Consider the following 18,336-nt stretch of genomic DNA (forward strand, 5'->3'; position numbering starts at 1 on the left):
CCTGCCGGCCCACCCCCTTCCGTGCGTCCCGGCCCCTTACGGCCGCACGCAGGGGGCCGGGAGGACCGGAGAGGGGTGGGTCGACCTCAGTTGACGATGGCGGCGGCGTCCGGGGGGAGTGTCAGGGACGTGGAGGAGCGCGTCAGGGCGGCGGTGGCGAGGAGGAGGTCGGCCGTAGCGGGGACACTGAACGTCGCGGGGGTGGGGGAGAGGTTCACGAGCACCGACACTCCTCCTCGGTCGATGCGGTAGACACGGTGCTCGGGGCGGCCGTCCGTCTCCCGGACCTCGACCGTCGTGTGCGCTGAGTCCGGGTCGGTGAGCTCCGGTAGCGCTCGCCGCAGTCGTGCCAGGTCGCGGTACAGCGTCAGGAGCCGGGAGTGCTCCGGGGCCTCGGCCTCGGCCCAGTCGAGGTGCGAGCGGTGGAAGGTCTCGGGGTCCTGCGGGTCGGGCACCGCATCCGGATCCCACCCCATGCGGGCGAACTCCGCCGTGCGGCCCTCGGCCACGGCGCGCCCGAGCTCGGGTTCGGGGTGGGACGTGAAGAACTGCCAGGGGGTCGTGGCCCCCCACTCCTCACCCATGAACAGCATCGGGGTGCCCGGGGCCGTCAGCGTGAGGACGGCGGCCACCGCGAGCCGATCGGGGGACAGGGTGGCAGAGAGCCGATCCCCGGCGGCGCGGTTGCCGATCTGATCGTGGTCCTGCGCGAAGGTGACCAGCCGCCAGCTCGGCACCTCGGCCGGGATCGAGGCGCCGTGCGGACGGTCGCGGAAGGACGAGAAGGAGCCGTCGTGGAAGAAGCCGCCCTCCGTCACCTTGGCCACCGCCTCGTCTGCGGCGAAGTCGGCGTAGTACCCGGCGGTCTCTCCGGTGAGCGCGACGTGCACGGCGTGGTGCCAGTCGTCCGACCACTGCGCCGTGAGCCCGTAGCCCCCGGCTTCCCGCGGCAGGATGAGCGTCGGATCGTTGAGGTCTGACTCCGCGATGAGGCTCAGCGGCCGGTTCTGCTGCGCGGAGAGGGCGTCCACGCGTTCGGCGAGCTCCCGCAGCAGGTGCACCGGCCGCCGGTCGTGGAGGGCGTGCACGGCATCGAGCCGGAGTCCGTCGACGTGGAAGTCGCGCAGCCACATCAGGGCGTTGTCGAGGATGTACTCCCGCACGGCGTCCTCGTCGAGGTTCACCGAGTCGCCCCACGTGGTGCTCTCGCCCTCGCGCAGGTACGGGCCGAAGAGGGGGAGGTAGTTGCCGCTCGGGCCGAGGTGGTTGTAGACGACGTCCTGCACGACGGCGAGCCCGTGCGCGTGGGCGGCGTCGACGAAGCGCTGATAGGCCGCGGGGCCGCCGTACTCCTCCTGCACCGCGTACCAGAGCACGCCGTCGTATCCCCAGTTCCAGGCGCCGTTGAAGGCGTTGACGGGCAGCAGCTCGACATGGGTGACGCCGAGGTCGACGAGATGCGCCAGGCGGCCGACCGCCGCGTCGAGCGTGCCCTCCGGTGTGAAGGTGCCGAGGTGCAGCTCGTAGATCAGCCCGCCCGCGAGCTGCCGTCCGGTCCAGGAGGCGTCGGTCCACGCGAAGGCGGCGGGGTCGAAGGCCGCCGAGGCCCCGTGCACGCCGTCCGGCTGCCGCCGCGAGCGAGGGTCAGGGCGGAGGTCGTCGCCGTCGTCGAGGACGAAGCCGTAGCGCTCACCGTCCGCGAGGACGAGGTCGGTGGTCCAGCGCCCCTCTGCCCCCGCCGTGAGTGCGCGCTCCTCCACGGTGGTGCCCGCGTCGTCGAGGCGTCGTACCCGCACACGGGTCGCCCGCGGCGCCCACACCGAGATCATCGGGCCAGCTCGATCAGCGCGACGGGGTAGGTGTCGAGGAGTTCCGCCAGTCGCACGGGCCCGGGCGGGATCCGCCGGCCGGTGAGGAGGTCGGTCCCCGGCAGCTCGGGGCGCATCATGACCGTGTCGCCCCAGCCCCCGCGGCGCGCCAGCGCGACCGGCAGCCGTGTGGCCACGGCGGTTGCGCCGCCGCGGTGCACGGCGATCGCGTGGTCTGCGGCCTCACCTTCGACGACGGCCGGCCGGTAGAAGCGGAACAGCTCCGGATTGTCCCGCCGCAGTCGCAGTGCCCGCGAGGTCACCAGCAGCTTCGCGGCGCCGGAGTCGTCGATCGGGGGGACCACACCGCGGGCGTGGTCCGCGTCGAGCTCCCGCAGCATCCGGGCGCGCAGAGCGAAGTCGACGGGTCGACGGTTGTCGGGGTCGACGAGCGAGAGGTCCCACAGCTCGGTGCCCTGGTACACGTCAGGCACGCCGGGGCCGGTGAGCTGCAGCAGCTTGGCGGAGAGGGAGTTGGAGCGCCCCGCATCGACGATCTCGGCCACGAAACGGTCGAGGATCGGCGCGGCCTCTCCCTCGACGGACCGGGCGATCGCGGCCAGGCCCTCTTCGAACTCCGCATCCGGATGCTGCCAGGTCGTCCCCTCCGCGGCCTCACGCGCGGCCTTGGTGGCGTAGGCGAGCAGCCGGTCGGAGGGGAGCGGCCAGGCGCCGACCGCGGCCTGCCAGATCAGCGTGTCGAGAGGACCGTGTCCGGTGGTCGCGACGGCGCGCAGCTCCGCCAGCACCTCGGCCCAGCGCTCCGGGATCTCCGAGAGCACCGACAGGCGCGCGCGCACGTCCTCCGAGCGCTTCGTGTCGTGCGTGGAGAGCGTCGTCATCGAGTGCGGCCACGCCGCCAGCCGCGCCCGCTGCGCGTCGTGGAACTCCTCGACCGACAGCGCGGGGAGGGACGGGTCGGCGCCGACCTCGGTCAGCGTTCCGAGGCGGGTGAACCGGTAGAACGCTGTGTCCTCCACACCCTTCGCCATCACGGCGCCGCTCACCTGCGGGAATCGCTGCGCGACCTCGAGGCGCGGATCGTTCAGCAGCGGCTCCAGCGCTGTGAACGCGGTCGCGAGGTCGGGGCGTCGGCGACGGGCCTCCGCGAAGGCGGCGCGCAGGTGTTCGCGGCCCTCCGGGAGATAGGAGCGATACACGGGGAAGCAGGCGAGGAGCTCGGCCAGCGCGTCGTCGGCGTGCACGATCCCGTGGGGGAGCGTACGCACCAGTCGGCGCACCTCGGCGGCCAGGAGGGTGTCCGCGATCATCCGCTTCGTGTCGTGGATGAGGTCGTGCCAGGGGAGCGCGTCCGGGAGACCGGTCTCCGCGCGGAGCCTGGCATCCAGCCGGTCCAGCGCCGCGACGCCCTCCGCGTCGACGAACAGGCGGTCGAGCTCGGCCAGCGCGTCGTATCCGGTGGTGCCGTCGGTCCGCCACCAGGCCGGCAGGGCCTCGCCCGGCTCCAGGATCTTCTCGACGAGCGTGTACGCGCGTCCGGTCGCGTCGGCGAGCTGCTCCAGGTACGCGCCGGGGTCGACGAGGCCGTCCGGGTGATCCACCCGCAGACCGTCCGCGAGGCCCTCCCGGATCCAGCGCAGGATCTCCCGGTGCGACTCGGCGAACACCTCGGGCCGTTCGACCCGGATGCCGGCGAGTTCGGAGACGGCGAAGAACCGGCGGTAGGTGAGGTCGGTGTTCTGGTCCTGCCAGAACCGCAGCTCGTAGTTCTGGGCGCCCAGGAGCGCCGGGAGATCGTCCGCCAGTGCCGCGGTCCCGGGGGCGAGGGGCAGCTCATGCTCGAAGTAGCGCAGAACGCCGTCCGGCGCGTCGGCGGCCGGTGTGGTGTCGACCACGAGCTCGCCGTTCGCGACGACCTCGTCCGGGCTCGCGCCCAGCAGGGGCAGCAGGAGACGCCCGCCGCCCGCTGCCCAGTCGATGTCGAACGCCGCCGCATGACGGGTCTTCCGACCCAGCCGCAGCACCTCCCACCACCACGGGTTCTGCCGCGGCACGGCCACCCCCACGTGGTTGGGCACGATGTCGACGAGGATGCCAAGGCCTGCCGCCCGTGCGGCCGCCGCGAAGCGGACGAGCCCCTCCGCGCCGCCGCGGTCGGGATCGATGCGGCCGTGGTCCACGACGTCGTAGCCGTGGTTCGAGCCGCGGGTCGCCGCCAGCAACGGTGACAGGTAGGCCCACGAGGCGCCGAGCTCGGCGACGTATCCGGTCACCTCCGCGGCCGCGTCCAGGGGGAAGTCCTCGCTGATCTGCAGGCGATACGTCGAGACCGGTCTGTCGGTCATGACGCAGCCTGCTCGCTCTGCGCGCGGAGCGAGGCATCGACGGAGTCATCCGTGTCGACGGGCTCGCCGTCGAGTTCCTGCAGCACGAGCATGGCCTTGCCCTCGAGCGGCACGCTGTCCCGCGCCCGGAGCTTCCGGTCACCGAGTTCGCCGGCGGTGTCCACGGAGACGAGCCATTCCGCGCCGTGCCGGTCGTCCGGCAGGGCGAGGTCGACGGGCTCGTCTCCGCTGTTGAAGTAGACGAGGAAGTTCACGTCCTCCACGGGACGTCCGCGGCGGTCGTTCTCGCGGATGCCGCGGCCGTTCAGGAACATGCCCACGGAGCGTCCGAAGCCCGAGTCCCAGTCCTCCGGGGTCATGCGGGCACCGTCCGGGCGCAGCCATACGACGTCGGGGATGCGCTCGCCGTCCTCGTCCTCGTCTGCGACCGGGCGTCCGTCGAAGAAGCGGCTGCGGCGGAAGGTCGGGTGCTCGTGCCGGAGCCGAGCGACCGCCGCCGTGAACTCCACGAGCGGCAGGTCGGCCGCCTCCCAGTCGATCCACGTGAGCTCGTTGTCCTGCGCGTAGCCGTTGTTGTTGCCGTGCTGCGTGCGACCGAGTTCGTCGCCGTGGGAGATCATCGGCACGCCCTGCGAGAGCAGCAGCGTCGCCAGGAAGTTCCGCTGCTGACGCGCGCGCCGCCGGTTGATGTCGATGTCGTCGGTCGGCCCCTCGGCGCCCATGTTGTCGGAGCGGTTGTGGGATTCGCCGTCGTTGTTGTCCTCGCCGTTGTCCTCGTTGTGCTTCTCGTTGTACGACACGAGGTCCCGCAGCGTGAAGCCGTCGTGGGCGGTGACGAAGTTGATGGAGGCGACCGGGCGCCGGCCGGAGTGCTCGTACAGGTCGGCGGACCCGGTGAGGCGGGAGGCGAACTCGCCGAGCGCCTGCGGCTCACCGCGCCAGAAGTCGCGCACGGTGTCGCGGTACTTGCCGTTCCACTCCGTCCACTGCGGCGGGAAGTTCCCGACCTGATAGCCGCCGGGGCCGATATCCCACGGCTCGGCGATGAGCTTCACCTGCGAGACGATCGGATCCTGCTGCACGAGCTCGAAGAAGGCTGCAAGGCGGTCGACGTCGTAGAACTCGCGGGCGAGGGTCGCCGCGAGGTCGAATCGGAAACCGTCGACGTGCATCTCGGTCACCCAGTAGCGCAGCGAGTCCATGAGCAACTGGAGCGCGTGCGGGTTGCCCGCGTTCAGGCTGTTGCCCGTGCCGGTGTAGTCCGTGTAGTACCGCTTGTCCTCTTCGAGCCGGTAGTACGCCTCGTTGTCGATCCCGCGCATGGAGAGCGTCGGCCCGAGGTGGTTGCCCTCAGCGGTGTGGTTGTAGACGACGTCGAGGATGACTTCGATGCCGGCCTCGTGGAGCGCGCGCACCATGGCGCGGAACTCCTGCACCTGCTGGCCGTCCTGGCCGCCGGCGGCATAGGCGTTGTGCGGTGCGAAGAATCCGAGGGTGTTGTAGCCCCAGTAGTTCGACAGGCCCTTGTCCTGCAGCACCGAGTCGTTCACGAATTGATGCACCGGCATCAGCTCCAGGGCCGTGACGCCGAGGCGCTGGAGATGCTCGATGACTGCCGGATGCGCGATGCCGGCGTAGGTGCCGCGCAGCTCCTCCGGGACCTCGGGGTGCCGCTGGGTGAGCCCCTTGACGTGGGCCTCGTAGATGACCGTCTCCGCGTACGGGGTCTTCAGCGGACGGTCGCCGCCCCACTCGAAGAACGGGCTGACGACCACGCCCTTCGCCATCGCGGTCGCGGAGTCGTCGTCGTTGCGGGAGTCGGGGTCGCCGAAGTCGTAGCCGAAGAGGGACTGGCCCCAGTCGATCTCACCGGCGACGGCCTTCGCGTAGGGGTCGAGGAGCAGCTTGTTCGGGTTGAAGCGCTGTCCCTGCGCGGGATCGTACGGACCGTGCACACGGTAGCCATAGCGTTGCCCCGGCTGCACCGTGGGCAGGTAGCCGTGCCAGACGAACGCGTCGACCTCGGTGAGCGGCACTCGTGTCTCCGTGCCGTCCGCGTCGAAGAGGCAGAGTTCCACGCGCTCCGCGCCCTCGCTGAAGAGCGCGAAGTTGGTGCCCTGACCGTCGAAGGTGGCCCCCAGCGGGTACGCGGACCCGGGCCAGACCTCGCCGCTCATCCGGCGAGGGCGTGGTCGCGCGAACCCGCGGCCATGGCACTGACGATGCTGACGGCATGGTCGTAGTCGTACACCTGAGCGATCTCCACAGCCCGAGGATACGGGTGTCCGAGGTAGCAGACGTAGAGCGGCGGCACGACCTCGATGTATCCGACGGGAGCGTCGTGCGCGACGACGTACCGGTCGAAGTCGATCCGCTCGCAGGCCGGCTCGGTCGCGGCGGGGTGGGCCGCGTCGGCGCGCTGCGAGGAGCCAGTGCTGGTGGGGGTGTGGACGTTCATGGCGCCTCCTGACTCGTGATGGGACCACGATAGGAACCGGGAACAGATTCGAGAACGGTATTGCCATCCGGGCCTCGACCGGCTACGCACCCGATGACGGCGGGATCACTCCCTGTTGCCCTGACCACTGCCGCGGCCGCTGTTCCGCCCGGTCGATCCTGCTCGTACACTGAGGGCACGCTCTCGACTCCAGAAACGGAGAACGCGTGTCTGCGACGTGGCACGATCCGCGGGAGGCGTCGCCGACGGCGTCTCGCCTCCTCGTCGAGCGTGCGCACGAGGAGCTCATCGCCGGCAATCTCGACGACCACCGCCTCCGCGAGGTGCGGCCACTCGTGCGGGAGTCGTGGGAGCGGTCCTGGCGCCGCCGTGTCGGTCCGGAGGCGCTGCCACCGCTCGACCTGTTCGAGGACGAGCTCGACGCCTATCGTCTGACTCACCCGCTCGCCTCCGCGATGGAGATGATCCGCGCGCTGCTGCTTCCCGGCGACTCCGAGGACTCGGGGGTCGTGATCGCCGTCGGAGATCAGGCAGGGCGCCTGCTGTGGATCGAGGGCGATGCGCAGCTCCGGTCCCTCACCGAGGGCATGGGGTTCGTGGCCGGCGCGAACTGGGCGGAGGACGCCGTCGGCACGAGCGCCCCGGGCACGGCGCTCGCCCTGGAGCGGTCGGTGCAGATCCGTGGGGCCGAGCACTACAACCGCCTGGTGCACCCGTGGTCGTGCAGTGCGGCGCCCGTGCGCGACCCGGAGACGCAGCGGGTCCTCGGCGTGATCGACATCACCGGCGGACCCGAAGTGGTGACCCCGCAGGCGCGACTGCTCGTCGACGCGACGGCGCGGGCGGTCGAGTCCGAGCTCCTCGTGGCGCGGCTGCAGCGACGAGCGGAGCCTCCGGCTCGACGCCTGCCGGGCAGGACCCCGCCGGAACCCCTCGCTCGCGCGCGACTGCAGGTGCTCGGACGCGACCGTGCCCGGTTGGAGACCGCGTCGGCACACGAGGAGGCCGTCACCGAGCTCAGCGCCCGGCACGCGGCCATCCTCCTGATGCTGGCCGTGCACCGCCAGGGCCTCTCCGCCGACCGGCTCGCGGAGCTCGTCTACGGTCCCGGGGTCTCGCCGGACACCCTGCGGCCGGAGATGGTGCGCCTGCGCAAGGTCCTGGAGCGGGCGGCCCCGGATCTCGTGCCGGAGTCCCGCCCGTATCGCCTTCCGGTGCCGCTGGAGACCGATGCTCAGGACGTGCTGTCCCTCCTGGATCGCGGCGCGCACCGGGTCGCGCTGACGGCCTACCGGGGGCCGGTGCTGCCGGATTCGACTTCGCCCGGCGTCGAGGAGTTCCGCGATTCGGTCCGTGCGGCGCTGCGGGAGGTGATGCTGTCGGGGGCGAGTCTGGACGTGCTGCTCGCCTATGCGGACACCCCCGAGGGGAGCGAGGACGCGGAGGTGCTCCGGCTCGCGCTGGAGATGCTGCCGGCGCGCTCGCCGCGTCGTACCGGTCTCGTGACGCGGATCGAGCGCCTCGGCTGATTCGAATCGCCCGATTGGTCGCATTTCGGCCGCGGATGCAGCCAGGTGGGCGATTCGAGCCGGGTGCAACCGCGTGCAACGTTGCGCACCGGGAGTGCAACGGAGCGCGGCCTAGCGTCGAGGGAACACCGCGGCATCGACGCCGCGGCGCCCCCGTCGAAGGAGACCCCATGACCATCGTCGAAGAAGACGTGTCCCTCGCCTACGCCGCCCCCGGACAGCCCGGAGCGGTCGCGAACTACCGGCCCCGCTACGGTCACTACATCGGCGGCGAGTTCGTCGAGCCCGCCAAGGGCCAATACTTCGAGAACATCAGTCCCGTCAACGGCAAGCCCTTCACCGAGGTCGGCCGCGGCACCGTCGAGGACATCGACCGCGCCGTCGACGTCGCCTGGAAGGCCTTCAGCGCCTGGGGCAAGACCAGCCCCGCGGAGCGCTCCGTGATCCTGAACCGCATCGCCGACCGGATGGAGCAGCACCTCGAGGAGATCGCGGTCGCGGAGACGTGGGAGAACGGCAAGCCCGTGCGGGAGACCCTCGCCGCCGACATCCCGCTCGCGATCGACCACTTCCGCTACTTCGCGGGGGTGCTCCGCGCGCAGGAGGGCGGCATCAGCCAGCTCGACGAGAACACCGTCGCGTACCACTTCCATGAGCCGCTCGGCGTGGTCGGGCAGATCATCCCCTGGAACTTCCCGATCCTCATGGCCGTGTGGAAGCTGGCGCCGGCGCTCGCCGCGGGCAACTGCATCGTCATCAAGCCTGCGGAGCAGACCCCCGCGTCGATCCTGTTCCTGTTCGACATCATCGGCGACCTGCTGCCGGCCGGGGTCGTGAACATCGTGAACGGCTTCGGGATCGAGGCCGGCGCGCCGCTCGCGCAGCACAAGCGCATCCGCAAGGTCGCCTTCACCGGCGAGACCACGACCGGCCGCCTCATCATGCAGTACGCCTCGCAGAACCTCATCCCGGTCACCCTGGAGCTCGGCGGCAAGAGCCCGAACGTCTTCTTCGAGGACGTCGCCCGCTCCACGAGCGACCCGTTCTACGACAAGGCGCTCGAAGGCTTCACGATGTTCGCGCTCAACCAGGGCGAGGTCTGCACCTGCCCGTCACGCGCCCTCATCCAGCGCTCGATCTACGACGGCTTCCTCGCCGACGGCCTCGAGCGGGTGGAGAAGGTCGTGCAGGGCAATCCGCTCGACCCTGCGACGATGATCGGCGCGCAGGCCTCGAACGATCAGCTGGAGAAGATCCTCAGCTACATCGACATCGGCAAGCAGGGCGGGGCCCGGCTGCTCACGGGAGGCGAGCGCGCCGACCTCGGCGGCGACCTCAGCGAGGGCTTCTACGTGCAGCCGACCGTGTTCGAGGGGACGAACGACATGCGGATCTTCCAGGAGGAGATCTTCGGTCCGGTGCTCTCGGTCACCTCGTTCGACGACTTCGACGACGCGATCTCCATCGCGAACGACACCCTGTACGGGTTGGGGGCCGGTGTGTGGAGTCGCAGCGGCGACACCGCGTACCGCGCGGGCCGGGCGATCGAGGCTGGTCGCGTGTGGACGAACACCTACCACCAGTACCCGGCGCATGCCGCGTTCGGCGGGTACAAGCAGTCGGGGGTGGGCCGCGAGAACCACAAGATGATGCTCGACCACTACCAGCAGACGAAGAACCTCCTCGTCTCGTACGCGGAGGGCCCGATGGGCTTCTTCTGATCCGCCCGAGCCCGGGTGACGGGCGGCGCTCGCCGCGCCGTCCGGCACTCGGCATTCCGGAAGGAGTCCCATGGTCAGTCAGACCACGCCCGCCCGCGTCGCGGTGACCGACCCCGCCGCCGCGCTCGTCCGCGAACTCACCGCGCAGCACGGGCCGCTCATGTTCCACCAGTCCGGCGGCTGCTGCGACGGCTCCGCCCCCATGTGCTACCCCGTGGGGATGTTCCTCACCGGTCCCGGCGACGTGCTCCTCGGCACCCTCGACGTCGGGCTCGACGATCCGGTCGAGGTCTACATGTCGGCCTCGCAGTTCGAGTACTGGAAGTTCACGCACCTCACCATCGATGTCGTGCCGGGACGCGGCGCCGGGTTCAGCGTCGAGGGCCCCACGGGGATGCGGTTCCTCATCCGGTCGCGGATGCTCGACCCCGCCGAGCTGGCGGGCCTCGGCCTGGCCTGAGGGCCTTCGAATCGCCCGATTGGTCCCATTTCGGCCGGAGATGCAGCCAATCAAGCGACTCGAACGGGATACGCTGGCCCCATCGTGAACGCACCGCACCGACCCTCCGTCCTCTTCGTCTGCGTCCACAACGCGGGGCGCTCGCAGATGGCCGCCGGCTTCCTCCGGCACCTCGCCGGCGACCGCATCGAGGTGCGCTCCGCCGGGTCGATGCCCGCTGCCGAGATCAACCCCGTCGCGGTGGCGGCGATGGGGGAGCTCGGCATCGACATCACGGCCGAGCAGCCGAAGGTGCTCACGACCGAGGCCGTGCAGGCGTCGGACGTCGTGATCACGATGGGCTGCGGTGACGCGTGCCCGTTCTTCCCCGGCACGCGCTATGAGGACTGGGTGCTCGATGACCCCGCCGGCCAGGGAATCGATGCCGTCCGGCCGATCCGCGACGATATCCGCGGCCGCATCGAGACCCTCGTGGCCGAGCTGCTCTGACCCGCGCTCAGCCCGCCCCGTCGAGCACCTGTCAGGGGGAGAGCTTCGGCCTGGAGCTCTCTGGCAGCGACGGCACCGGAGTGCCCTGGACCCGGACTGCGGAGTTCAGGTAGAGAGCTGCCACTGCGAGCGCCACCAGGCCACCGATCACGGCCAGCACCGGACTCGGTGAAGCGAATGCTCCGGAGGAGGCCATGATCCCTTGGATCAAGAACATTGCGCTGAGGAGGATTCCGCTCCCTCGTGTGCTGGTCATCTTCCACCAGGGGCGTGGGGCGTCCGACTCTCCGGGGCTACGGAACGTTCGTGCCGCCACGACGACGGCCGCCACGATAACCACGGTGGCCCACACGAATCCGAGTTCGAACCTGAGGACCGTGAGCGGTACGACGGTGAGCACGATCCCGACGATGACGACGAGCAGATACCCGACCTTGGCGGTCGGTGTCTTGATGCGCATGAGTAGCACGTTACGCGTTGGTTGACGAATCGGTCAACGAATGTCCTCGCCGACCTCGTCGTCACGCCGACGGAGAGGCCGCGGCGAGCACAGCACTCCGCAGCCAGGAGCGGTAGCGGTCCGGCGACCAGCCGGACTGCACGACGAGCTGCTGGTGGCTCTCGGGCGAGAGCAGGAACGAGAGCACGTCGGCGAGGGTGTCGCCGTCGCGGTCGGAGGCGACGATGCCCCGGCGCTGCAGTTCCGCCGCGAACCCCCGGTAGTCCGCCGCCCGGTTCGCGAGGATGCGCTGGAGGGCGGCATCGACGACCGGGTCGGAGAGCGCCGCACCCAGGAGGACCGTCCAGAGGGCATGCCCGCGCTCGTTCGCGGCGCCGATCTGCGTGATGACGGCGTCCAGGAAGACGTCGTCGGGCAGGGCCGTCAGTCCCGAACCGGCCTCGGTGTCGGCGAGGGTCTCGGCGGCTTCCGAGCCGGAGAAGGTGACCTCGAAGGCGGCGATGAGCAGTTCCGCCTTCGCCGCCGTGGTCTTCACCGTCTCCGCGGACACCCCGGCCTCCTTGGCGATCGCGGAGATCGTCGTCGCCTGGTATCCCTGCGCGGCGAAGAGGCGGGCGGCCGCCGCGACGATGCGCGCACGGGTCTCCTCGGCCTGGCGGGTCCGCAGGGCGGAGCGGTAGGGGCGCACACTCGACGTCATTGACTTTCCTCAAAGGGTGATGAATACTTCAACGGTACAACCAACCCTATCGAGAGAGCCGCCATGTCCCGTTACCTCCTCACCTGCACTCCCGCTCACGGGCACGTGCTCCCGCTGCTGCAGGTCGCCAGGCACCTGGTCGCGGGCGGGCACGAGGTCCTCTTCCTCACGAGCAGCCGATACGAGGAGCGGGTGACAGCGGCCGGTGCGCTGTTCCGCCCGCTGCCCGCGGAGGCCGACGTCGATCTCGACGACGCGAACGACGCGTTCCCCGAGCGCGAAGGTCTCACCGGGGCGGCCGCGCTCCGTTTTGATATGAGCACCCTCTTCATCCGCCCGGGTCGGGCTCAGCTCGAGGCCGTGCGCGTCGAGCTGGCGCGGAACCGCATCGACGCGGTCCTCACCGAACCGCTATTCGTCGGTGCGGCGCTGCTGCAGCGGTTGCCGAAGGCCGAGCGGCCCCCGGTCGTGGTCCTCGGGATCTTCCCGCTCGGCGCTCGCAGCGTCGACACGGCCCCGTTCGGGCTCGGAGTCACGCCGATGCCCGGGCCGTTCGGACGCGTGCGCAACGCCTTCCTGCGTCTGGTGGCGGAGCGCGTGATCTTCGGGGGCGTGCAGAAGGAGGCCGATGCCATGGCGCGCGAGGCCGTCGGCCGCGATCTCGGCGGATTCGTGCTGGACTGGGCGGGCCGCGCCGACGCGTACGTGCAGTTCTCCGTGTCCGCGTTCGAGTACCCGCGCTCTGACCTCCCGGCGTCCGTGCATTTCGCCGGCCCCCTTCCGGCCGCGCCGTCGACCGTGCCACTGCCCGACTGGTGGTCCGACCTGGACGGCCGGCGGCCCGTGATCCATGTCAGTCAGGGCACCATCGCCAACGCCGACTTCGGTCAGCTCGTGCTCCCCACGATCGCCGGGCTCGCGGCAACGGACGCCCTCGTGGTGGTCTCCACCGGCGGTCGTCCTGTCGACGCGCTCCCGGCGGAGCTCCCGGCGAACGTCCGGGTCGCCGAGTACCTGCCCTACGACCGGCTGCTGCCGGAGATCGACGTGTTCGTCACCAACGGCGGCTTCGGCGGGGTGCAGCAGGCCCTGGCCCAGGGCGTCCCGCTGGTGGTCGCGGGTCAGACGGAGGACAAGGTCGAGGTCTCCGCCCGAGTTGGGTGGACCGGCGTCGGCATCAACCTGCGGACGAATGCGCCGAAGCCGGGACAGGTCGCCGCGGCCGTGCACCGGGTGCTGGTCGAGCCGGCGTTCCGCGACCGCGCACGGCAGGTCGGAGAGGCGATGCGCGCTGCGGACGCCTGGCAGACGCTCGACGCGGTCCTGGCGGGGGAGGCCACTCGGGCCGCACCAGACAGCGCGATGCACCGCTGACTGCCGCGCGGGAAAGTGCATTCCCGCGCATGAACGCAACCGGGTGCAACGTCCGCCGGTATACCATCCGGGTATCGCCACGCAGCGTCAGTCCCCAGCTGACCACGGGCGGGACGGTCGAACCGTCAATGCGGAGGGAACGTCGAATTCCTTTCGATCCCGAGGGGGGATGGGGTGGGCGTCGGTTCCCCAGAACGACACCCACCCCCACATCGGACCGTCGTCAGTTCCAGCGGCTGAGCATCCAGAAGACCGCGAATCCGATCACCACGAGGATCGGGACCCACGTGCCCGTGCGCTTGAGGCGCCGACCCTGCGGCGCGACCCCCGGTGGCGGGGTGATCATCCCCGCCGGCGGAGCGAACGGGAGCGCGTGGCCCCCGGGCGTCGCCGCGGCAGCCAGGCGGTCGTCGCGCCACCGCGCCCACTGGTCGAGCTTGGTCAGCAACGCGCCCACCGTCCCGAACAGCCAGGCCCACGTCGCCGGATCGAGTGTGGAGGCCCGGCGGGGCGTGTAGAGGAACAGCCAGTCGTCGACGATCTCGACGTCGAGCTGCGCGGCGTTGTCGATGAAGCGCGCCATGATGTCGGGCGTGAAGAGGTAGAGCGCGTCCTGCTCGTAGCCTTCGGGGCAGTAGAGGGTGAAGTGCTGATCGAAGTCGCCCTCGAGCGACAGACGCTGCGCCCGCTGGAACGATGCCGGCAGGTTGGAGCCGAAGCCGTTGTTGCCCTTCGCGTCGAGCACGATGTTCGGCAGGGGCACATCCAGCTTCACGGCGACGTAGCCCCAGCGATACGTCGTCGAGTTCTTCCCGGACTGCACCGTGTACTGGTAGTTGCCGAACTCCACGAACCGCGGGTGGGTTCCGCGGACGAGGTCGGTGGCCAGGCGCGAACGGCCGAGGTGGAAGATCATGCCGGGGAGCGGGGGATCGTCGACCCGCGGCTCGTATGTCATGCCGTTGGCCTGCGCGAAACGGTGCAGGCGGTACCGAGCGGTGCGCGCGTTGCGGACGCCCATCCAGACGAGGACGCCCACCCCCGCCGCCACCAGGAGCAGGAGGACGAGCGGGATCGCCGCGGAGGCGGGGGACCCACTGCCCGCTGCCAGCGCCACCACCACGGAGGCGAGGATCGGGAGCAGCACGACACCCGCGATCGCCACGGCCACGATGGCGATGATCGACGACACCGCCATGCCGGTCGTCCGCCGGGACCGGAGCTCCGCCGTGAAGGCGCGGACGGCGGCCGGGTCGACCGGATCGGTGAGGGGACGCGCGTCGAACGACGCCGACGCCTGCGGAGACGTCATCGGTTGACCTCGTCGGCGTCCCAGGTGAGGTCGGCGCCCTCGCGAAGCGCCTTCGCCTCCAGACGTTCGCCCGTGCAGATCGCGCGGACGAGGTCGGGCGAGCCCGCGACGATCGTGGAGTCGTAGTCGATCTCCGAGACCATCACCCACGTGCGATCCTTCGGCCACAGGATGTTCGGGCTCTGCGCGGAGGGCGGGAAGCCGTGCTCCTCGCCCACCCGGTCGCGCCACGGCACGCCGAGCACCCACGCCGGATCGATGAAGTCCCTGGCGCCGCCGGAGAACAGCACGTAGTCGCGCCCGGGGAGCTGCAGCCGCGGCCCTTCGGAGATCTCCCGCGAGAGGATGCCGTCCTGCCAGGTGGGCTTCCGGAAGACGTTGTTGAACGGGTCGTGGATGCTCCGGTCGAGCATCGCCTGATGGTTCGGGTCGTCGCTGAACGTGAGGAACGCGCGGGACGGGCCGTCGCCGAAGAACCCGACGAGGGCGCCGAACCCGTCCCAGAGCGCGACGACCCCGTCGTCCGGGGTCGCGGTGTGGGCGGCGAGGTGCCCGGCCAGGATCGACACGAGGTCGCTGTCGAGCGCACCCTCGAGCGGCGCCGTGAACTCGCGGCCGTCCGGAGCGATGCGGGTCCGCCAATCGGCGTCGACGGGAGTCCGCACGATCCGGTGCCACTGCGCCTCCGCGTGCATCGTCGTGCCGAAGGCGGCGGCGGTCTGCGCCCAGCTGACGCGTACCTCGGAATCCGCTGCCGTGGGACTCTCCCGCACGGTGGCGGGATGGAAGACCCGGGCGTACGCGGGGAAGCCGCGGGGGACGACCGCGTGCATGCTGCCCAAACCCTCGTCGAGGGTCTCGCGCAGCCACGCGCCGACGCCGGGGTCTGCGATCCACTCCATGCGACCACGGTACCGGCCGTGTCCGACGACACGATCCGCGGCCGTCGATCCCTCATAATCGAGGGGTGACTGCCACCGCGACCCTCCCTTCCCTCGACGGCCGACGCTTCCGCATGGTCTCGTCCACGACCTCCGCCGTCGACCCCGACGCCCCCAGCGTCTTCGAGTACTTCGAACGCGACGGCGCGATCTGGGGCGGCTACGAGGGCGACACGGTCACCTTCGGGAAGTTCGTGGGCACGCGTACCGGCGACACGATCTGGGTCTCGTTCGTCCACGTGCTCAAGGCCGACGGCACCGTCGTCACCGGCGACGGCGAGAGCGAGTTGGAGCTCACCGACGACGGCCGCATCCGTCTGGTCGAGCACTACGAGATGCACGGACTCCCGCAGCTCAGTGTCGTCGAGGAGATCCCGGCCGCCTGACCTCAGCGCGGCGGGAGCGCATCCCGACCGGGGGAGGCCGGCGTCCACCGGGTCATCCCCAACGGGACCTCGGTCTGCCGCTCCGGCAGGTCGCCGGGCAGCAGGTAGGGCCGCCGGATCACTTCGTCGAGCACGACGACGCTGACCACGGTCCGCACCTCCGGAAGCTGCGCGATGACCCCCGTCGAGAACTCGTGCACGCCGCTCACGTCGACGGCGCGGATGAGCAGCATCGCGTCGTGCTCCCCGGTCGTGATCGCGCACCATTCCACGTCCGGCATCTCGATGATGCGCTCCCGGAACGAGGCCCAGGCCTGCGGCATCACCGTGACGAAGACGAGCGCCCCGATCGACAGCCCGGCCTTCGCCTGATCAACGCGCGCGCTGAACCCCGTGATGACGTTGTCGTGCACGAGCGACTCGACCCGCGTGTACGCACTGGCCCGCGAGATGCCGACCTTCTCGGCCAGCGCGGCGATCGAGACGCGACCGTTATCGCGCAGCACATCGAGGATTCTGTACGCCGTCTCATCCAAAGGGGCGGCACTTCGTCCAGATTGCTTCGACGGATCCGCGTCCTTGCTGGACATATTGCTCCTCACATCCGAGGTTCTCGACAATGCGTGCCTGTGTGACGCGCACTTGCTGGACACATCGTCGCATATGATGCGAATCTGATCCCCGGTCGTCCACATCGGTGGCGACCGGACCCGAATGTACTCCTCGCCCTTGGAGGCCCTGATGTCGTCACGCCGTATCACGCCGGTCATCGCGCTCGGAGCCGTCGCGCTCCTGGCGCTCGCAGGTTGCTCGGGAGGGAACTCGGCGAACAACTCCGAGTCGTCCCAGGGCTCCGACTCCCTCGTCATCGACACCGCGTTCTCGATCGAGACGACCGACCCCGGTCACACCTACGACCCGACCGGCAACATGATCGCGAAGGCGCTGTACGAGACCCTTGTCGACTTCGAGGGCTCCGACGTCTCGACCCCGGTCCCTGGCCTGGCGTCGTGGGAGCAGAACGACGAGGCGACGGAGTTCACCTTCACGCTCGACGGCGACCGCGTGTTCTCCGACGGCTCGCCCATCGAGGCGAAGGACGTCGTGTTCTCGCTGCAGCGCATCCAGGGCATGGCAGACGCCAAGCCCAACTTCCTGCTCGGCGGCCTCACGATCGAGGAGGTCGACGACAAGACCATCCGGTTCACCTCGGAGACCCCGCTGCTGCAGCTCCCCGCGATCCTCGCGAACCCGGCGCTCGGCATCGTCAACGCCGACGTCGTCATGGAGAACGGCGGGACCACCGATGGCACCGACAGCGCCCAGGGCTTCCTCGACGGCGAGTCCGCCGGATCCGGCCCCTTCGTGCTGGACACCCTCGACCTCAGCTCGCAGGTCGTCCTCACCCGCAACGACGAGTACAACGGCGACGAGGAGTCGGCCTACAGCCGCGTCGTCGTGCGCAACGTCTCGGAGAGCGCGACCCAGCTCGCCAACCTCAAGGGCGGCGACTCGATGGTCGCGATGGACCTCAACGGCGACCAGGTCGCGGGCCTCGGCGACGACATCAGCGTCGACTCGGTCCCTTCCGGTCAGACCATCTTCCTGCTGCTCAACCAGGGCGAGGCCGGCGGTGACCTCGCGAACGTGAAGATCGCGGAGGCCATCCGCTACGCGCTCGACTACGACGCGCTGCTCGAGCTCGCGGGCGCGGGTGCCGTGCAGGCGACCGGCGTCATCCCGCCCGGGTTCGAGGGTGCCCTCGACAGCGGCGTGGAGCAGGACCTCGACAAGGCGAAGGCCGCGCTGGAGGAGGCCGGCTACACCGGTCAGACCCTCAAGCTCCAGTTCCCGAACGACTACCCGGTCGGCGGCGTGGAGTTCACGCCGCTCGCAGAGCGCATCCAGGCGCAGCTCGAGGACGCCGGCATCGCCGTCGACCTCGCTCCTGCACCGTTCGCGACCGAGCTCGACGCGTACGTCAACGGCACTGAGGGCTTCGGCCTCTGGTTCTGGGGTCCGGACTACGCCGACTCCGCGAACTTCCTGCCCTTCGCGCCCGGTCTGAAGGTCGGCCTCCGCGCCGGCTGGGCGGCCGAGGCGAACCCGGAGATCGCGGGCATCGCCGCCGGTGCGGCCGCCGCGACCGACGCCGAGCAGCGCACCGAGGCCTTCACGGAGTTCGCCGAGGCCATGCAGGCCGAGGGCCCGTTCGTGCCGCTGATCGTCCCCGGTCGCAACATCTCCTCCGCCTCCAGCGTGTCCGGCGCCGTCTACAACTCCGTGTGGGAGATGGACATCGCCGAGATCACGCCCGCCGGCTGATCGGACG

Annotated in this window: 16 protein-coding genes; 7 read left to right on the top strand and 9 right to left on the bottom strand. The window is 70.4% G+C overall.

What is annotated here, in order from left to right; genetic code table 11:
• Nucleotides 1-86 precede the first annotated feature (86 nt).
• From treZ to AB1285_RS15475, 4 genes are read right to left on the bottom strand one after another with little or no spacing between them, the layout of a single operon-like run.
• Nucleotides 87-1,829, bottom strand: a complete 1,743-nt coding sequence (treZ, locus tag AB1285_RS15460) for a malto-oligosyltrehalose trehalohydrolase (RefSeq protein WP_370428219.1) — start codon at nucleotides 1,827-1,829, stop codon at nucleotides 87-89.
• A complete protein-coding gene (gene treY / locus AB1285_RS15465; RefSeq protein WP_370428220.1) occupies nucleotides 1,826-4,174 on the bottom strand; it encodes a malto-oligosyltrehalose synthase in 2,349 nt (782 codons plus the stop codon). The genes treZ and treY overlap by 4 nt, the downstream gene beginning before the upstream one ends.
• A complete protein-coding gene (gene glgX, locus AB1285_RS15470) occupies nucleotides 4,171-6,351 on the bottom strand; it encodes a glycogen debranching protein GlgX (protein ID WP_259953756.1) in 2,181 nt (726 codons plus the stop codon). The genes treY and glgX overlap by 4 nt, the downstream gene beginning before the upstream one ends.
• Nucleotides 6,348-6,632: a hypothetical protein gene (locus AB1285_RS15475; RefSeq protein WP_060922071.1), complete on the bottom strand. Its 285-nt coding sequence runs from the start codon at nucleotides 6,630-6,632 to the stop codon at nucleotides 6,348-6,350. Before AB1285_RS15475 ends, glgX begins: the two co-directional genes overlap by 4 nt.
• A 206-nt stretch (nucleotides 6,633-6,838) precedes the next feature.
• On the opposite strand from AB1285_RS15475, the gene AB1285_RS15480 reads away from it, so the two are divergent.
• The 4 genes from AB1285_RS15480 to AB1285_RS15495 all read left to right on the top strand — a co-directional run bounded on the left by AB1285_RS15480 (nucleotide 6,839) and on the right by AB1285_RS15495 (nucleotide 10,831).
• Entirely contained in the window at nucleotides 6,839-8,161 is a 1,323-nt protein-coding gene (locus tag AB1285_RS15480; RefSeq protein WP_370428221.1) for a GAF domain-containing protein, read from the top strand.
• Nucleotides 8,162-8,331: 170 nt separating this feature from the next.
• Complete coding sequence (exaC, locus tag AB1285_RS15485; RefSeq protein ID WP_187662760.1) at nucleotides 8,332-9,882, top strand: acetaldehyde dehydrogenase ExaC; 1,551 nt, start codon at nucleotides 8,332-8,334, stop codon at nucleotides 9,880-9,882.
• 70 nt (nucleotides 9,883-9,952) lie between these two features.
• Nucleotides 9,953-10,342: a DUF779 domain-containing protein gene (locus AB1285_RS15490; RefSeq protein WP_187662759.1), complete on the top strand. Its 390-nt coding sequence runs from the start codon at nucleotides 9,953-9,955 to the stop codon at nucleotides 10,340-10,342.
• 84 nt (nucleotides 10,343-10,426) lie between these two features.
• Nucleotides 10,427-10,831 (top strand): arsenate reductase ArsC, encoded by a 405-nt coding sequence (locus tag AB1285_RS15495; protein ID WP_370428222.1) that lies wholly within the window; start codon nucleotides 10,427-10,429, stop codon nucleotides 10,829-10,831.
• A 31-nt stretch (nucleotides 10,832-10,862) separates the two neighbouring features.
• Here AB1285_RS15495 and AB1285_RS15500 read toward each other — a convergent pair whose 3' ends face one another.
• Nucleotides 10,863-11,291, bottom strand: coding sequence for a hypothetical protein (locus AB1285_RS15500; RefSeq protein ID WP_370428223.1), 429 nt, complete (start codon nucleotides 11,289-11,291; stop codon nucleotides 10,863-10,865).
• A 61-nt stretch (nucleotides 11,292-11,352) separates the two neighbouring features.
• Nucleotides 11,353-11,991 (bottom strand): TetR/AcrR family transcriptional regulator, encoded by a 639-nt coding sequence (locus AB1285_RS15505; RefSeq protein WP_259953765.1) that lies wholly within the window; start codon nucleotides 11,989-11,991, stop codon nucleotides 11,353-11,355.
• Nucleotides 11,992-12,054: 63 nt separating this feature from the next.
• Here AB1285_RS15505 and AB1285_RS15510 point away from each other — a divergent pair, with 63 nt between their 5' ends.
• Nucleotides 12,055-13,365: a glycosyltransferase gene (locus tag AB1285_RS15510; RefSeq protein WP_370428224.1), complete on the top strand. Its 1,311-nt coding sequence runs from the start codon at nucleotides 12,055-12,057 to the stop codon at nucleotides 13,363-13,365.
• 223 nt (nucleotides 13,366-13,588) lie between these two features.
• Here AB1285_RS15510 and AB1285_RS15515 read toward each other — a convergent pair whose 3' ends face one another.
• Nucleotides 13,589-14,677 (bottom strand): hypothetical protein, encoded by a 1,089-nt coding sequence (locus AB1285_RS15515; protein ID WP_370428225.1) that lies wholly within the window; start codon nucleotides 14,675-14,677, stop codon nucleotides 13,589-13,591.
• Complete coding sequence (locus AB1285_RS15520) at nucleotides 14,674-15,579, bottom strand: hypothetical protein (RefSeq protein WP_370428226.1); 906 nt, start codon at nucleotides 15,577-15,579, stop codon at nucleotides 14,674-14,676. The genes AB1285_RS15515 and AB1285_RS15520 overlap by 4 nt, the downstream gene beginning before the upstream one ends.
• Before the next feature lie 65 nt (nucleotides 15,580-15,644).
• On the opposite strand from AB1285_RS15520, the gene AB1285_RS15525 reads away from it, so the two are divergent.
• A complete protein-coding gene (locus tag AB1285_RS15525; RefSeq protein WP_231729533.1) occupies nucleotides 15,645-16,004 on the top strand; it encodes a hypothetical protein in 360 nt (119 codons plus the stop codon).
• Between the two features lie 2 nt (nucleotides 16,005-16,006).
• On the opposite strand, the gene AB1285_RS15530 is transcribed toward AB1285_RS15525, so the two are convergent.
• Entirely contained in the window at nucleotides 16,007-16,594 is a 588-nt protein-coding gene (locus AB1285_RS15530) for an Lrp/AsnC family transcriptional regulator (protein WP_370428227.1), read from the bottom strand.
• A 151-nt stretch (nucleotides 16,595-16,745) separates the two neighbouring features.
• Between AB1285_RS15530 and AB1285_RS15535 the strand changes: the two genes are divergently transcribed.
• The gene (locus AB1285_RS15535; protein WP_370428228.1) at nucleotides 16,746-18,329 is read left to right on the top strand and encodes an ABC transporter substrate-binding protein; all 1,584 of its coding nucleotides are present in this window, start codon (nucleotides 16,746-16,748) and stop codon (nucleotides 18,327-18,329) included.
• The last annotated feature ends 7 nt before the right edge of the window (nucleotides 18,330-18,336 follow it).

It is taken from the genome of Microbacterium sp. NRRL B-14842 (assembly GCF_050470785.1).

Bases quoted from the DNA above. Each gene is read 5' to 3' on its own strand.
- treZ (WP_370428219.1), bottom strand. From the start codon at position 1,829: ATGATCTCGGTGTGGGCGCCGCGGGCGACCCGTGTGCGGGTACGACGC.
- treY (WP_370428220.1), bottom strand. From the start codon at position 4,174: ATGACCGACAGACCGGTCTCGACGTATCGCCTGCAGATCAGCGAGGAC.
- glgX (WP_259953756.1), bottom strand. From the start codon at position 6,351: ATGAGCGGCGAGGTCTGGCCCGGGTCCGCGTACCCGCTGGGGGCCACC.
- AB1285_RS15475 (WP_060922071.1), bottom strand. From the start codon at position 6,632: ATGAACGTCCACACCCCCACCAGCACTGGCTCCTCGCAGCGCGCCGAC.
- exaC (WP_187662760.1), top strand. From the start codon at position 8,332: ATGACCATCGTCGAAGAAGACGTGTCCCTCGCCTACGCCGCCCCCGGA.
- AB1285_RS15490 (WP_187662759.1), top strand. From the start codon at position 9,953: ATGGTCAGTCAGACCACGCCCGCCCGCGTCGCGGTGACCGACCCCGCC.
- AB1285_RS15500 (WP_370428223.1), bottom strand. From the start codon at position 11,291: ATGCGCATCAAGACACCGACCGCCAAGGTCGGGTATCTGCTCGTCGTC.
- AB1285_RS15505 (WP_259953765.1), bottom strand. From the start codon at position 11,991: ATGACGTCGAGTGTGCGCCCCTACCGCTCCGCCCTGCGGACCCGCCAG.
- AB1285_RS15510 (WP_370428224.1), top strand. From the start codon at position 12,055: ATGTCCCGTTACCTCCTCACCTGCACTCCCGCTCACGGGCACGTGCTC.
- AB1285_RS15515 (WP_370428225.1), bottom strand. From the start codon at position 14,677: ATGACGTCTCCGCAGGCGTCGGCGTCGTTCGACGCGCGTCCCCTCACC.
- AB1285_RS15520 (WP_370428226.1), bottom strand. From the start codon at position 15,579: ATGGAGTGGATCGCAGACCCCGGCGTCGGCGCGTGGCTGCGCGAGACC.
- AB1285_RS15530 (WP_370428227.1), bottom strand. From the start codon at position 16,594: ATGTCCAGCAAGGACGCGGATCCGTCGAAGCAATCTGGACGAAGTGCC.
- AB1285_RS15535 (WP_370428228.1), top strand. From the start codon at position 16,746: ATGTCGTCACGCCGTATCACGCCGGTCATCGCGCTCGGAGCCGTCGCG.